The following is a 13,318-nucleotide window of genomic DNA, read 5'->3' as shown; positions in this document are numbered from 1 at the left end:
TTTGCTTCTTAAATATAAGGAGGAATGAACATTTGAAACAGGATCCGCAAAACAAAGGTGTAAATGAACACAGCAAGGACAGGCAGCTTGAGGAATTCCGCATGGATAACGCAGGCAAGAAACTGACGACGAATCAGGGGGTAAAGGTTTCGGAGGATGAGCATTCACTGAAAGCAGGTACCCGCGGACCGACCTTGATGGAGGACTTTCACTTCCGGGAAAAAATGACGCACTTTGACCATGAACGCATCCCTGAACGGGTTGTTCATGCCCGCGGGTTTGGCGCACATGGCTATTTCCAGGTGTATGAATCCATGGCAGAATACACAAGGGCTAAGTTTCTGCAGGACCCATCTGTCAAAACCCCGGTCTTTGTCCGGTTCTCAACCGTTGCCGGCTCCCGGGGCTCGGCAGACTCTGTACGTGATGCCCGCGGATTTGCCACCAAGTTTTACACGGAAGAAGGCAATTACGATTTAGTCGGCAATAATATCCCGGTATTCTTCATCCAGGATGCCATCAAGTTCCCGGATCTCGTTCATTCATTCAAGCCGGAGCCGCATAACGAAATGCCGCAGGCTTCAACGGCCCATGATACGTTCTGGGATTTTGCAGCCAACAATACGGAAACTGCCCACATGATCATGTGGACAATGTCAGATCGTGCCATTCCGCGCAGCTACCGCATGATGGAAGGCTTCGGTGTTCACACATTCCGGTTTGTGAATGAGCAGGGCAGGGCACGATTTGTAAAATTTCACTGGAAGCCGGTTCTGGGCACGCATTCTCTTGTTTTTGACGAAGCCCAAAAGCTTGCCGGAAAGGATCCGGATTTCCACCGCCGGGATCTTTGGGAAGCGATTGAAATGGGAGATTACCCTGAATTTGAACTGGGTGTCCAGATGATTGATGAAGAAGATGAATTCTCCTTCGATTTTGATATTCTGGATGCGACGAAGCTGTGGCCGGAGGAAATGGTCCCGGTTAAGATCATTGGAAAAATGACCCTGAACCGGAATCAGGATAACGTGTTTGCTGAAACAGAACAAGTCGCGTTCCACCCTGGGCATGTGGTGCCGGGCATTGATTTCTCGAATGATCCATTGCTGCAGGGCCGTCTGTTTTCCTATACAGACACCCAGCTGATCCGCCTTGGCGGTCCAAACTTCCATGAAATCCCGATCAACCGTCCTGTATGTCCATTCCATAATAACCAGTATGACGGCTATCATCGCATGACGATCAATAAAGGGCCGGTTGCTTATCATAAAAACTCGATGCAGAATAATGATCCAAGCCCTGCCACAGCAGAAGAGGGCGGCTATGTTCATTATCAGGAAAAGGTCGAAGGGCGCAAAGTCCGCCAGCGGAGCGACAGCTTCAAAGACCACTACAGCCAGGCGAAATTGTTCTGGAACAGCATGTCCGAAGTGGAAAAGCAGCATATTATCGAAGCATTCCGTTTTGAAGTTGGCAAGGTGCAGAACAAGGATATAAAGCAGCAGGTTGTAGATATGTTCAGTAATGTGGATCTTTACCTGGCTGAGCAAATTGCCCTTGGCGTCGGTGTGAAGGTGCCGGATGAAGCTGCTGAATCCAAAGTCACGCTTTCTTCTCCTGCATTAAGCCAAATGAATACAGCCAGATCAGCTAAGACCCGAAAAGTTGCCATTCTTGCTGATAATGGCTTCAACTATAACGAAGTCAGCAGCGTAATGGAAGCCTTGAAAGCGGCTGGGATCATGCCGGAGATTGTCAGCAAAAACCTGGGCATGATTAAAGGTGACGGCGGGGAGCTCGAAGTCACGAAGACATTCCTGACCTCTCACTCGGTTATGTATGACGCCATCTATGCAGCAGGAGGAAAGGAAAGTGCAGAAGCGCTGAAAAAAGTGCCGCAGGCCAAGGAATTTGTCAGCGAATCCTATAAGCATTTCAAAACCATTGCGTTTGGCGGCGAAGGAGCCGAATTGCTGCCGGCAGAAGCCTTAAATATGCTGGGACAATCACAAACGCTCTCTGATATGGGCATCGTCGAAATTAGAAGCGGAGACCCATCTTCCAGTAAGAATTTAATCAATACGATTGCCATGCACCGTCATTGGGGACGTGCCATATAAAGTCGAAGCCAGCTGCCTGTTAATGGGCGCTGGCTTTTATCGCAGTCTAACGGGCAGTAAGACCCCCACTTCAAGACTCAGAGGAATCAAAGGGGATAAGTGGTGTCAAACTGCCCGTAAAGGCCCGAAAAGAAGAACAAAGACTAAGAACGCCACGTCCTGTGGCAACGTCTTTGTGACCCACTTCCTGTGGGCCTCAACTAACAATCAGTGGGGGATAAGGAAAACCCCCACTGATTGAAGTTTCACTTTATATGATCTTTTGAATCGCCGAAATAATGCAGAGACTGACCATTAAAAACCGCATCTAAAATTCCCCTTTCAGCAGGTATTCTCCGCCTGAAATAAGAATTCATTATTATCGCCTGCCAAAACAAAGCAAAAAATGACAGGAAGCCAAGAAGAGATATAGATAGGATATACATAAGGGAGTGATCAGTAATGTCATGGATTGAATCGCTGCAGAAGGCTATTGATTATATAGAGGAGCATTTGCTGGATGAGGATTTTTCAGTTCAGAGAGCAGCGGAAGCGGCGAACTCCTCCATATTTCATTTTCAGCGCATGTTTGCCATTCTGACAGATATGCCGGTGGGCGAATATATCCGGGGCAGAAGATTAACGTTCGCTGCACAGGACCTGGTTTGTACAGATCTCAAAGTGATTGACCTCGCCTATAAATATGGCTATGACACTCCTGAAGCTTTTACAAAGGCTTTCCGCAGACAGCATGGCATGAACCCGACGGAAGCCAGAAACTTTTCCGGAAAGCTGAAATCCTATAACCGCCTGGTAATCCAGGTTAGTCTGAAAGGGGCAGAACCAATGCAATATGCCATTGTCGAAAAAGAAGCTTTTCAAGTCGCTGGCATCAAAAAGGAGTTCTCTTTGGTCAATGAAGAAAATCTGGCCGGTATCCCGAAATTGTGGGATGAAGTAAACAGTAACGGCACCTCCGATAAGCTGTTCAAGCTGAATAATGGGGATATCAAAGGTATTCTCGGCGTGTGTGTGGATAACCGCAGCCAGAAGCCTGAGAGCATGGATTACTGGATTGCCGCAAGCTTTGAAGGTGAAAAGCCTGACAGCTTTGACACCCTGCAAGTCCCGGCCTCCAAATGGGCGGTGTTCGAAGTACATGGCGCCATGCCGCATGCCATGCAAAACACCTGGAAAAAAATCTTCTCGGAATGGTTTCCATCAAGCGGCTATGAACATGTTGCTGCACCTGAACTGGAAGTCTATACAGCAGGTGATGCATCCGATCCGGATTATTATTCAGAGATCTGGATTCCGGTAAAATAACCATCAAAAAACCTGCAGATGCCAGATCTGCAGGTTTTTGCATCTACACTTTCTTCTTCGGAATCTTCCCAATCCCAAGCTCCTTGGCTTCTTTCTGGAGAGCCTTGATCAGACTGAAGGTCATTAAAGCCATAATAACGGAAAAGGGAAGAGCTGCTGCAATCATTGTATTCTGCAGAGCCTGCAGTCCGCCGGAATAAAGCAGGACCAAAGAAATGGCAGCAAGCAATATTCCCCACACTAGTTTTATCTTGTTGCCGGGATGGTGCGAACCATTTGTCGTCATCATTCCTAATACATAGGTGCCGGAGTCGGCCGAAGTAATAAAGAACGTGCAAATGAGCAAAATGGCGATGATTGACAGGACTGTACCCATCGGAAGGTTAGAGAATACGCCAAAGAGTGCTTCTTCAGTAGCCAATTCCGAGATTTTCGCTGTGCCCTGGTGCTCCTGCATAATGGCGGTTCCCCCGAATGCGGCAAACCAAATAAATCCAATTAGAGACGGAATAAGCAGGACCCCAAAGACAAATTCCCGGATGGTTCTTCCTTTGGAAACACGGGCAATGAATATGCCAACGAACGGCGCCCAGGCAATCCACCAGGCCCAGTAAAAAATTGTCCAGCCATTGATCCACTCCCTGACCTCCGGATTCAGAGGAGCAATCCTGAGGCTCATGCCCGGCAAATATTGAAGGTAGCTTCCAAGCGTATTGGTGAACAGGTTCAATATAAATAAAGAAGGTCCAAGAAAGAAGGTCAAGAGAAACAAAACTGCTGCCAAAAACATATTGGCATTGCTCAAAATCTTGATGCCCTTTCCAAGACCGGACAGGGCCGAGAGAATAAACAGGACTGTAACAATCGCGACAATCACAAACTGTACGGTGAAATTTACAGGAAGGCCGTATAGATATGACAATCCTCCGTTAATCTGCACTGCTCCAAACCCAAGTGTTGTTGCCACACCGATAACGGTCGCTACCACTGAAAGAATATCAATGACTTTTCCTGTAACCCCCTGTGTACGGTCTCCCAATATGGGCTTTAACGTGGCACTGATCAGGCCAGGTTCCCCATGACGGAAATTAAAATAAGCCAGCACAAGTGCGACAATTCCATAGATGGCCCAGGCATGTATGCCCCAATGGAAGTACGTATATCTCATCGCATTCTTAATCGCCTCGTCCGTCCCCACTGAACCTCCGGTTGGAGACCCTACTGCATAGTGATAAATCGGTTCTGCTGAACCCCAGAAAACCAGCCCGATTCCCATCCCCGCGCTGAACAGCATCGCAAACCAGGTAGGACGGGTAAATTCCGGTTTATCATCCTGCTTCCCAAGCTTGATTCTTCCTAAAGGGCTGATTAAAAAATATAAACAAACTATGACAATAAACGAAACAAGGATCAAATAATACCAGCCGAATTTATCGGTGATAAAGGCCTGTACATTTGCTGTCACACTCTCCAGTGAATCCGGGACAAAAACACCGAATAAAACAAGCAATAATAAAATGGCGGCCGATATATAGAAAACCATTAAGTTTTTCTTCACATGCAATCCCCTTTCTTCTCATGCTGCTTCCTTTAGGATTAAATATATGGCAAGTAATTATGCGGCTGAAAAATAAATTTGCAGGAAATTCCCATATGCTGACGAAATTCAAAGGTATCCGGACAAGGAGGTAAGTGAAATTGCTGACATTATTCCGATATAACTGGCAAGTGCGTGATGAGTGGTTTGAATGGTGCCGTCAGCTCTCAGCCGAAGAGCTGAATGCCAACCGGACTGGAGGAGTTGGAGGCATTCTGGAAACCCTCTTTCATATCGCAGATGTAGAATACAGCTGGATTTGTGTGATACAGGGCAAGGAAGTGAAGGATCCTCTGTTTTCCGACTATGCCCAATTGGATAAAGTAATGGCACTTTCTGAAGAATACCGCAGGGGGTTAGAACACTTTTTTCAGGAGGAATGGCCAATTCCATACAATGAGTTTGTTACACCGCCATGGATGGAGAAGCAGTATAAAAAGGGAGATATCCTGAACCATGTCATTGCCCATGAAATCCATCATATTGGACAGCTGTCAGTCTGGGCAAGGGACCTGAATCTCCCGCCTGTATCAGCCAATTTGATCGGAAGGAGATTAATTAAATATGATCAGACAACTTACTGAACAAGATCATGAAATGTGTTTCAGTCTTTTAAAACAGCAGCCGGCTGAGAATCTGTTCATTATTGGAGATATTGAAGCATACGGCTATGAACAGGAATTTCAAAAAGTATGGGGGGACTTTGGGGAAGATGGCAAATTAAAGGCAGTTTTATTGAAATATGAAGAAAATTTCATCCCATATACAGCAGGAGACTTTAACGCCAAGGGATTTGCGGAGATAATGCTTGAGGACCCGAAGTTTGGAATGATGTCCGGCCTAAAAGCTGTAACGGCGGAAATTGAACCTTATGTATCACACCGCATAAAAAGAAAGCGGGAAACCTATTATGCAAAATGTACAAAGTTAAATGCAGAAGGTGTTGAAGTATCAGCAGTGTGCCAGGCTGTTCCTGATGATGCAGAACAGCTTGTTGAGCTTCTGAACAGCATTCCGGAATTCAGCGATTCCGCCATTACTGTTGAACGAAAGCGCAGGGGGCTAAAGGATGGCTCATCGCGTTCCTTTTTTATCAAAGAGGATGGGATGATGGTCAGCACTGCTTCAACGACAGCTGAAAATTCCCTTTCAGCCATGGTTGTAGGTGTAGCAACAAAAAGTGAATTCAAGAAGATGGGGTTTGCCACTCAGTGCATGGTCAAGCTCTGCCGCCAGCTCCTTTCGGAAAATAAAGAGCTGTGCCTGTTTTATGATACCCGGCAGCAGGCGCTATCTATAAACGTATCGGTTTTGAAGATACAGGTTTTTGGATGATGTACACGATTGATAAGAAAATGTCCTGAAAATCCAGGGCATTTTTTTTGTGAGGAAATTTTTTTAAAAAAATCGTTAAATAGGACATATATCACCGAATTAATTTTTAAGCTTCCATAAAATAGGGTTTGGGGATTGTTGAATATTTTTTGGGAGGGGTAGAAATGTATCAGCTTATCGCCATGTATGCGACTGTTTTCTTTGTTTTTCTGCTGGCGCTTGCTTTTGCGTTTGTTTACGGTGAATCCAGGCGCAGCGGTGAATATAGTGCCATTCAGGAAAAAGGATATAAAATCAGGAAATTCTATTTTCTCGGACTTATTGCCATTATGGCTTTTGCTACTGTTATGACGCTTGGCAGGCTGCCGTATGACCGCAATCAGGCCGAAGCGGAAGGTTTTAGTGAAACGAAGATAGTGAAGGTAACCGGAATCCAATACGCGTGGGAGATGAGTGAGGAAAGGTTTAAGGTTGGGGATAAAGTTCAATTTGATGTGACAGCCTCGGATGTTACCCATGGTTTCGGCTTATACAATGAAAAAATGGAGCTCGTCGCACAGACTCAGGCCATGCCTGAATATACAAATACCGTTTACTATACCTTTGAAGAGCCTGGAACTTATCAGATTCTATGTCTTGAATACTGTTCAACCGGCCATCATGTGATGGTCAAAGAAATTGTCGTCGAACCGGAAGGGGGAGCATCTGATGAATGAAGCGATTCACCCTTTAGCTAGGAAAGCAGTGATTTGGCATCTGGCAGTGACGGCACTTGTTTTAATTCTTATGATGATCTTTGGGGTTATTATGCTGATGAATCAGGGGGAAATGATCAGCATTACACCGCAATGGTTTTATAAAATCATGACTGCACACGGTACAGGTATGGTTGGCATCGCGGCATTGGGCGGAACGGCCATTCTATGGTACTTCCTGTCTAAATACGTAAAGCTTAACCCAGCCATTCTCATTGTAAACTTCGTCCTTTTTTTAACCGGAGTCATGATGGTCCTCATCGCTATTTTTGTCTTTGACTTTTCAGATGGATGGACGTTCTTATATCCGCTTCCTGCCCAGTCAGCCAAAATGTACGGGGCAGCAGGGGCAGTATTCTTCTTATCAGGCATGCTGATTCTCGGCATTGGCTTTTTGCTTCTGTACATGTACCTGGCTGCAAGGCTGACAGCAGTTTATGGGGGCCTCGGAAAGGCGCTCGGATGGGATATTATTTTCAGAGGGAAGAAAGGATACGGGCCGCCTGCTGCTGTCGTGGCGACGGCCATGGTTATCATCACTAACTCGACTGCACTGCTGGCAGGTGCCACGGTGCTGGCCGCATCATTGGTGAATATTATCAATCCGGCCATTACGATAGACCCGCTGCTTGCCAAGCATCTTACCTATGCGTTTGGCCATATCTTTGCAAACTGCACCATCTATATGGCTGTTATTGCAGTCTATGAGGTCCTTTCAGAATATACAAAACGGCCGTGGAAAGCTAACAAAGTCTTCTTAATTGCTTGGAACTGCTCCACACTTTTTACCTTAATGATTTATACGCACCATCTGCTGATGGACTTTGCGGTGCCAAAATGGATGCTCATCATCGGGCAGGTGTTTTCCTATGCTAACGGCTTGCCCGTTATGGTCGTTACGGCCTACGGTGCGCTTATGATTGTCTACCGCTCGCGGATGAAGTGGGACTTTGCCTCAAGCCTGTTTTTTCTTTCCATGTTCGGATGGGTGGCCGGAGCCATTCCGGCCATCATTGATGCCACCATTGTTGTCAATCATGTGATGCATAATACGAAATGGGTTCCTGGACATTTCCATACATATATGGGAATGGGGGTAGTCGCTATGATTATCGGATTTATGTATTATTTCAATAAAACCGAAGGCAATCAGCAGCACAGGGGAATCGACACATTCACCATCGCGCTCTATTTTGCGTTTTTTACAGGTCTGGTGGGCTCTTTCCTTTATGCCGGCGGGATCAGTGCACCAAGAAGATGGGCAGAGCACCTGCCGCAATGGGTGCTGTCCGACCAGGTTGGCGCCGTCAGCGGAATCTTTATCGTTCTGGCTGCGATCATCTTCACCGCAAGATTTTTTGCCGGGTTAAGAAATGTTGGCACGAAAGTTCCATACAACAAAAACTCAGCTGCTGGCTGATAATTAAAGACTCTGGAGAATTTTCCTCCGGGGTTTTTTTGTGGTATGGGCATTCATCTCTTTATGTCTGCCGGCAGCGGCAAAGGTGGAGAAGCAGCAGTATTTTTCAGAAACAACATCCGCTTAAAAAAAGCGCAGACCCAAAAGGACCGGCACTGTAATTAATTCCGCGTTATGATATAGATCAAATACATAATGTAAGAGGCTGCAAGAAAACCCCCTTCATATTTTCCAATGGCATAATGGCTTCTTGAAAAAATAAGGAGCACGAATGTAATTAAAATTAAGATTGTAATATCGATGAACATTTTAGGGTCTACAGGAAGTGGAGATATAGAAGCCGATGCCCCAAGGACGAAAAGGATGTTAAAGATATTGCTTCCTACGATATTTCCTAAAGCAATTTCACTCTCTTTTTTTATGGCTGCGGCGACAGATGTCACCAGCTCCGGCAGAGAAGTTCCGATGGCAACAATCGTTAAGCCGACCAATGTTTCACTCATCCCCAATGAAAAGGCAATTTCTGTACTGCTTTTAACAACCAGGTCACCGCCAAAAATAATGGCAGCCAATCCGGCAATCGTCAAAAGACTTTGCTTTGTCCATTGGGCAGCACTTGCTTTGACACGAGCAGACTCTGTGCTTCTTCGGCTCTCCCGGGCCACTTCAAATAAGTAGTACATGAATACAGCAAATATGAGCAGCAGCACAAGACCATCACTGCGTGAAACCACATTGCTGCTGATAGAGTCAAGATATGCATCACTTATAAAAATCATAAGTGCGGCTGTTGCAAGCAATGTGAAGGGAATCTCCTTGCGGATGGTTGCACTTTCGACTTTTAAAGGGAAAATCATGGCGGTTACACCGACCACCAGCGTGATATTAAAGATATTGCTGCCGACAACATTTCCTATAGCAACATCGGCATTTCCATCCAGCGCAGCCAGAATGCTGACAGTGGCTTCAGGTGAACTCGTTCCAAATGCAACGATTGTCAGCCCGACCAGCAGCGGGGAAATCTTTAGGAACCCCGCAATTTTTGAAGCGCCATCCACAAAAAAGTTTGCCCCTGCAATCAATAAAAAAAATCCAATAATTAAAAGTAAATATGACACCTTAACGAGTCACCTCCTGTTTTTACTATGATTACCCAATTATGGATTCAAACAAAAGCCGTTGCGGCTTCATTTGATATCCGCTTCTTCTTTCATAACTTTGTACCAGCTTTCAGTTTCTGCGGAAACTTTGCTGTTCACAAAGATTTGATCTTCTTTAAGTTCAATGTACAGGATCGGCGTATGGCCTTTCTGTATGAATAATAAGCTGCTGCCATAGCCAGTCACTTTAAAATGCCCCTGTGAAAGGGTGGGGAGGCCGATTCCATTCTGCTTCCAGGTAACCTCAGGCATCTCCTCCAATAATTGAACAGACTGAATATCCCGATAATCCCATTCGTCTCCGTACATCCCGGAGATTTCAAATGAATCCTTTGCTAATGCCATTTCATAGCCTTTATGGCTGGAGAGAGTCAGGTAAATGAGGGGGACAAGCGTCACAATAAAAAGAATGAGAGCGATGATATAACTTCGTTTTCTTTTGGCCGGCACTTCATATCTGGATAAATAAATGAATCCCCCAAGCAAAACCACCAGCATAAAACCGAATTGCACTTCCACAGCAAATCTGAATCCTGTAAACGTCAATGGCAGAAGCACCAGCATTCCGACAGCGGTGCCAATGAGCAGGCTGCCGGTTTTTTGCGGATAACCGCTGTTAATTAATTGTTCTTGTTCAATCTCCGGCCGCGAGGCGAATCCGGAAATGAGCCAGTAAGCTTTTTTGAATCGTACAGCCCACCCCAGAATCAGGAAGAGCAGAATCACAGAAATCTGTGTAATGACAAGTCCAATCATGGCAAAAACCTCCTTGTTATTCTTTACGGATAAAGCGGCCGTTTTGTTTCGGTTTTGGTATAATAATAAGACAGCTTTTTAGTTTCAAATAAGAGGAGGCACACCCTTGAAAAACAAAAACATTTTATTCTATATATTAGTAGCGCTCTTGATCACTACCGTTGTCAGCATTGTCATGGGCTACCACAACTTCGGCTTTGGGGTAGGCTTTCTGTTCGCATTTCTGTCTCTTTCAACAGGATATTTCTATTCCATGAAAAACCGTGAATACATGCATCAGAATTATCATGCGGATTATGTGGACCGCTTGAAAAACGATAAAAAGATCTAGGAGCGGTTCCGCTGGCAATAAGCACTCCTCTATTATATGCTTAATTTATAATCAATAGAGGAGGCAGGCTATGATAAACCAGGAAAAGATGGGATTGCTGCTGGATGTGGAGACAACGGGGCTAGGACCAAATTCCGATGAAATCATCGAACTGGCATTAAAGCTATTTTCATACCGTGCCGACACAGGGGAGATTCTTGATATAAAGGATAAATCCTCCTTCCTTCGGGAACCCATCAGCAAATCGGCCAAAAACAATTACAGCCGTGCATTCAGAGTCCATGGGATTCCTTATGAAGCTGTCATCGGAAAAAGCTTTGATGATATCAAAATAAAAAAATACTTCTTTCACGCTGATTCGGTTTTCGCTCATAATGCATCCTTTGACCGCAGCTTTTTATACCGGATGTATCCTGAAGATATTAACGAATTAAAATGGTACTGCACCATGAGAAGTGTTCCTTGGAAAGAATACGGCTTTACAGACAGCAGGCTGCTGACGCTTATTCAATCCCACCGGATCGCAGACAGCCAGACACACCGCGCCATGGATGATATTACATACCTCTTAGAACTGCTGAGAAAAACAAATCCGGCCGGTGACTACTATATGCGTGATGTTCTTGCAAAAGGCCCAATGAGAAAATACCAGCCAGCAGCCCAGGGCCGGCTTGGCTAAAAGTCTATACAGAAAAAGAGTGCACTTGGGCACTCTTTTTCTTATTCATTTTTCAGCAAAGGCAGTATGATGTTCACTGTCGTCCCCTTGCCGATTTCGCTATCATATTCTATCGTTCCCTGCATTTCACGGATGATTTTGTTCGTAACCATGCTCCCCAGGCCTGTACCCTTTGTTTTCGTTGTGTAGAAAGGCAAACCGATATTTTCCAACTGCTCGGAGGTCATGCCCCGTCCATTATCCGTAATTGTCAATTTAACGGTATTATGAAAATAATCAGCAGAAGTAATGATAGAGATTTTTCCTTTTTCCTGAACCGATTCAATTCCATTCTTGATTATATTCATGAGGGCCTGTTTTAGGTGGTCTTCATCACCCCTCACATAAAATGGCCCTTTATTTCCGTACTCAATCACTACATTTGAATAAGAGGCAAGCGGCCTCATGAGCAGGACGCAATCCTGAATCACCTCATGAAGGGGGACATTAGCCAGTTGGAACTGTTCGGGCTTTGAAACTTTAAGATAGTTGGTAATGATGCTGTTTGTGCGATCCAGTTCTTCAATTATGAGAGGGGAGAACTTTTTAAAGTTCTCATCCGCCGTATCATGGCTCAAATATTGAATGAAGCCCCTCACAGTGGATAAAGGGTTTCTAATTTCATGGGCAATCGAAGCTGCCAGCTGGCCGACCATTGTAAGCTTATCCATATATACCATTTCACTGATCTGTTTATTCGTTCTGAAAAGACTCTCGATTATAAAAACAAGAGCAATAAATGTCAGATAAAACGCCGCGAAATAGGTCAGATAAAAAAAGGTGTCCAGAAACATGACGGCTGTCGCAAGAATGGCTATATATAAGTAAAAATAAAAAAAGAGAATAAATGAACCTGTTATCAACCGGTGTTTAGAATTAAGGAACACTCTTCTTAAGGAAAATGTAATCACAAAAGACAATATAGAAACCAAAATTCCAATATAAATAAACTGGCCGCCTATTACATAGCGGGCAATGACGGTACTCAGCATCACAATGGATCCCGGCAGCCACCCCACATACAGTGTCACAATCATGATCGCGACCATGCGCAAATCAAAATGGGTTTCCCCCAGTGTTTCAATGGGGTAAAACATACACAGAAGTGCCCCGAATGAGCCAAGCAGGCCGTAAATCAATTTTTGCTTAAAGGTAAGGGGGGCCTTTGTCTGATAGGGAAAAAGCAAATTTCCGTTAAACGTAAATGAAAATAGTATCGTTATATTTACCAGTAAAGGTTTAATCAGTGTAACCAATAGTCTCCTCCGTGAGTTATCAAATTAAAAGGCCGCTCCTTATGGGCGCAGGATTTGTTTTACCCGGCCAACCTGTCCGTCTTCAAGCCTTACTTTAATGCCATGCGGATGGGAAGGGGACTTCGTTAAAATGTCTTTCACGATTCCTTCTGTCAGCGCACCTGTCCGCTGATCTTTTTTAAGAACGATCTTCACCTTTAATCCTGGCGCTATGGCAGCGCGATTCTGACCTTCCATTACACACCTGTCCGTTTCCGCTGATTATTGGTCTTCTTAGTCTGCTGGCTTTTCAGCGCTTTCGTGGATTTGACGGGGGCATTATTGAACGTTCCGCCTGACTGACCCTGCTTTTTATTCATAAGCTGCTGTTTCATTGCTTCTTTAAGGCTGATTTTTTTTGGTGAATTATCTTCTATATGAGTCATGTTATAGTCTCCTTTATTTACATATCCCTCTATTATAAATCATTAACCTGTTAAAGGAAATTTCTCAGAGAAATAATCTTTTCACCTGTAACTTTTCTGAAAAATAAGTCTTTAGTATCACGAAATTCTATAGGAAACCA

The 13,318-nt window shown here is 44.7% G+C and carries 13 protein-coding genes and 1 pseudogene; 8 read left to right on the top strand and 6 right to left on the bottom strand.

Annotated features, from left to right (window positions below; all coding sequences use genetic code 11):
* Positions 1 to 32: 32 nt before the first annotated feature.
* Both ACTHRG_RS05930 and ACTHRG_RS05925 read left to right on the top strand, forming a co-directional pair.
* A complete protein-coding gene (locus ACTHRG_RS05930; protein WP_076257667.1) occupies positions 33 to 2,120 on the top strand; it encodes a catalase in 2,088 nt (695 codons plus the stop codon).
* Between the two features lie 441 nt (positions 2,121 to 2,561).
* Entirely contained in the window at positions 2,562 to 3,425 is an 864-nt protein-coding gene (locus tag ACTHRG_RS05925; RefSeq protein ID WP_076257666.1) for an AraC family transcriptional regulator, read from the top strand.
* 43 nt (positions 3,426 to 3,468) lie between these two features.
* Here ACTHRG_RS05925 and ACTHRG_RS05920 read toward each other — a convergent pair whose 3' ends face one another.
* The gene (locus tag ACTHRG_RS05920) at positions 3,469 to 4,983 is read right to left on the bottom strand and encodes a glycine betaine uptake BCCT transporter (protein WP_076257665.1); all 1,515 of its coding nucleotides are present in this window, start codon (positions 4,981 to 4,983) and stop codon (positions 3,469 to 3,471) included.
* Positions 4,984 to 5,123: 140 nt separating this feature from the next.
* On the opposite strand from ACTHRG_RS05920, the gene ACTHRG_RS05915 reads away from it, so the two are divergent.
* The 4 genes and pseudogenes from ACTHRG_RS05915 (at position 5,124) to ACTHRG_RS05900 (ending at position 8,532) form a co-directional block, all read left to right on the top strand.
* On the top strand, positions 5,124 to 5,606 hold the full coding sequence (locus ACTHRG_RS05915; protein ID WP_076257664.1) for a DinB family protein: 483 nt from the start codon (positions 5,124 to 5,126) through the stop codon (positions 5,604 to 5,606).
* Positions 5,587 to 6,386: pseudogene (locus ACTHRG_RS05910) on the top strand (GNAT family N-acetyltransferase). The gene ACTHRG_RS05915 and the pseudogene ACTHRG_RS05910 overlap by 20 nt, the downstream one beginning before the upstream one ends.
* A 135-nt stretch (positions 6,387 to 6,521) precedes the next feature.
* The gene (locus ACTHRG_RS05905) at positions 6,522 to 7,073 is read left to right on the top strand and encodes a cytochrome c oxidase subunit II (protein ID WP_076257663.1); all 552 of its coding nucleotides are present in this window, start codon (positions 6,522 to 6,524) and stop codon (positions 7,071 to 7,073) included.
* Positions 7,066 to 8,532, top strand: a complete 1,467-nt coding sequence (locus tag ACTHRG_RS05900) for a cbb3-type cytochrome c oxidase subunit I (protein ID WP_076257662.1) — start codon at positions 7,066 to 7,068, stop codon at positions 8,530 to 8,532. The genes ACTHRG_RS05905 and ACTHRG_RS05900 overlap by 8 nt, the downstream gene beginning before the upstream one ends.
* 161 nt (positions 8,533 to 8,693) lie before the next feature.
* On the opposite strand, the gene ACTHRG_RS05895 is transcribed toward ACTHRG_RS05900, so the two are convergent.
* Both ACTHRG_RS05895 and ACTHRG_RS05890 read right to left on the bottom strand, forming a co-directional pair.
* Complete coding sequence (locus tag ACTHRG_RS05895; RefSeq protein WP_076257661.1) at positions 8,694 to 9,650, bottom strand: calcium/sodium antiporter; 957 nt, start codon at positions 9,648 to 9,650, stop codon at positions 8,694 to 8,696.
* A gap of 69 nt (positions 9,651 to 9,719) precedes the next feature.
* Complete coding sequence (locus ACTHRG_RS05890; protein ID WP_440230847.1) at positions 9,720 to 10,448, bottom strand: DUF3784 domain-containing protein; 729 nt, start codon at positions 10,446 to 10,448, stop codon at positions 9,720 to 9,722.
* A 106-nt stretch (positions 10,449 to 10,554) separates the two neighbouring features.
* On the opposite strand from ACTHRG_RS05890, the gene ACTHRG_RS05885 reads away from it, so the two are divergent.
* Positions 10,555 to 10,779: a hypothetical protein gene (locus ACTHRG_RS05885; protein ID WP_048010560.1), complete on the top strand. Its 225-nt coding sequence runs from the start codon at positions 10,555 to 10,557 to the stop codon at positions 10,777 to 10,779.
* Between the two features lie 70 nt (positions 10,780 to 10,849).
* Entirely contained in the window at positions 10,850 to 11,458 is a 609-nt protein-coding gene (locus ACTHRG_RS05880) for an exonuclease domain-containing protein (protein ID WP_076257659.1), read from the top strand.
* A 41-nt stretch (positions 11,459 to 11,499) separates the two neighbouring features.
* Here ACTHRG_RS05880 and ACTHRG_RS05875 read toward each other — a convergent pair whose 3' ends face one another.
* From ACTHRG_RS05875 to ACTHRG_RS05865, 3 genes are read right to left on the bottom strand one after another with little or no spacing between them, the layout of a single operon-like run.
* Positions 11,500 to 12,753, bottom strand: coding sequence for an ATP-binding protein (locus ACTHRG_RS05875; RefSeq protein ID WP_076257658.1), 1,254 nt, complete (start codon positions 12,751 to 12,753; stop codon positions 11,500 to 11,502).
* Between the two features lie 39 nt (positions 12,754 to 12,792).
* Positions 12,793 to 12,990: a YwbE family protein gene (locus tag ACTHRG_RS05870; protein ID WP_048010563.1), complete on the bottom strand. Its 198-nt coding sequence runs from the start codon at positions 12,988 to 12,990 to the stop codon at positions 12,793 to 12,795.
* Positions 12,990 to 13,178 carry a hypothetical protein gene (locus tag ACTHRG_RS05865; RefSeq protein WP_076257657.1) on the bottom strand — a complete coding sequence of 63 codons (189 nt, stop codon included), beginning with the start codon at positions 13,176 to 13,178 and terminating at the stop codon, positions 12,990 to 12,992. Before ACTHRG_RS05865 ends, ACTHRG_RS05870 begins: the two co-directional genes overlap by 1 nt.
* Positions 13,179 to 13,318: the final 140 nt, after the last annotated feature.

The sequence above is a fragment of the Cytobacillus sp. SAFR-174 genome (assembly GCF_051964675.1).
Lineage (GTDB): Bacteria > Bacillota > Bacilli > Bacillales > Cytobacillaceae > Cytobacillus.
Note: the sequence above shows the minus strand (reverse complement) of the source record. Positions and strands in the feature narration are given on the sequence as shown.

What these genes read in the sequence shown, in the direction of transcription:
- ACTHRG_RS05925 (WP_076257666.1), top strand. Translation starts at nt 2,562, where the DNA reads ATGTCATGGATTGAATCGCTGCAGAAGGCTATTGATTATATAGAGGAG.
- ACTHRG_RS05905 (WP_076257663.1), top strand. Translation starts at nt 6,522, where the DNA reads ATGTATCAGCTTATCGCCATGTATGCGACTGTTTTCTTTGTTTTTCTG.
- ACTHRG_RS05900 (WP_076257662.1), top strand. Translation starts at nt 7,066, where the DNA reads ATGAATGAAGCGATTCACCCTTTAGCTAGGAAAGCAGTGATTTGGCAT.
- ACTHRG_RS05890 (WP_440230847.1), bottom strand. Translation starts at nt 10,448, where the DNA reads ATGATTGGACTTGTCATTACACAGATTTCTGTGATTCTGCTCTTCCTG.
- ACTHRG_RS05880 (WP_076257659.1), top strand. Translation starts at nt 10,850, where the DNA reads ATGATAAACCAGGAAAAGATGGGATTGCTGCTGGATGTGGAGACAACG.
- ACTHRG_RS05870 (WP_048010563.1), bottom strand. Translation starts at nt 12,990, where the DNA reads ATGGAAGGTCAGAATCGCGCTGCCATAGCGCCAGGATTAAAGGTGAAG.
- ACTHRG_RS05865 (WP_076257657.1), bottom strand. Translation starts at nt 13,178, where the DNA reads ATGACTCATATAGAAGATAATTCACCAAAAAAAATCAGCCTTAAAGAA.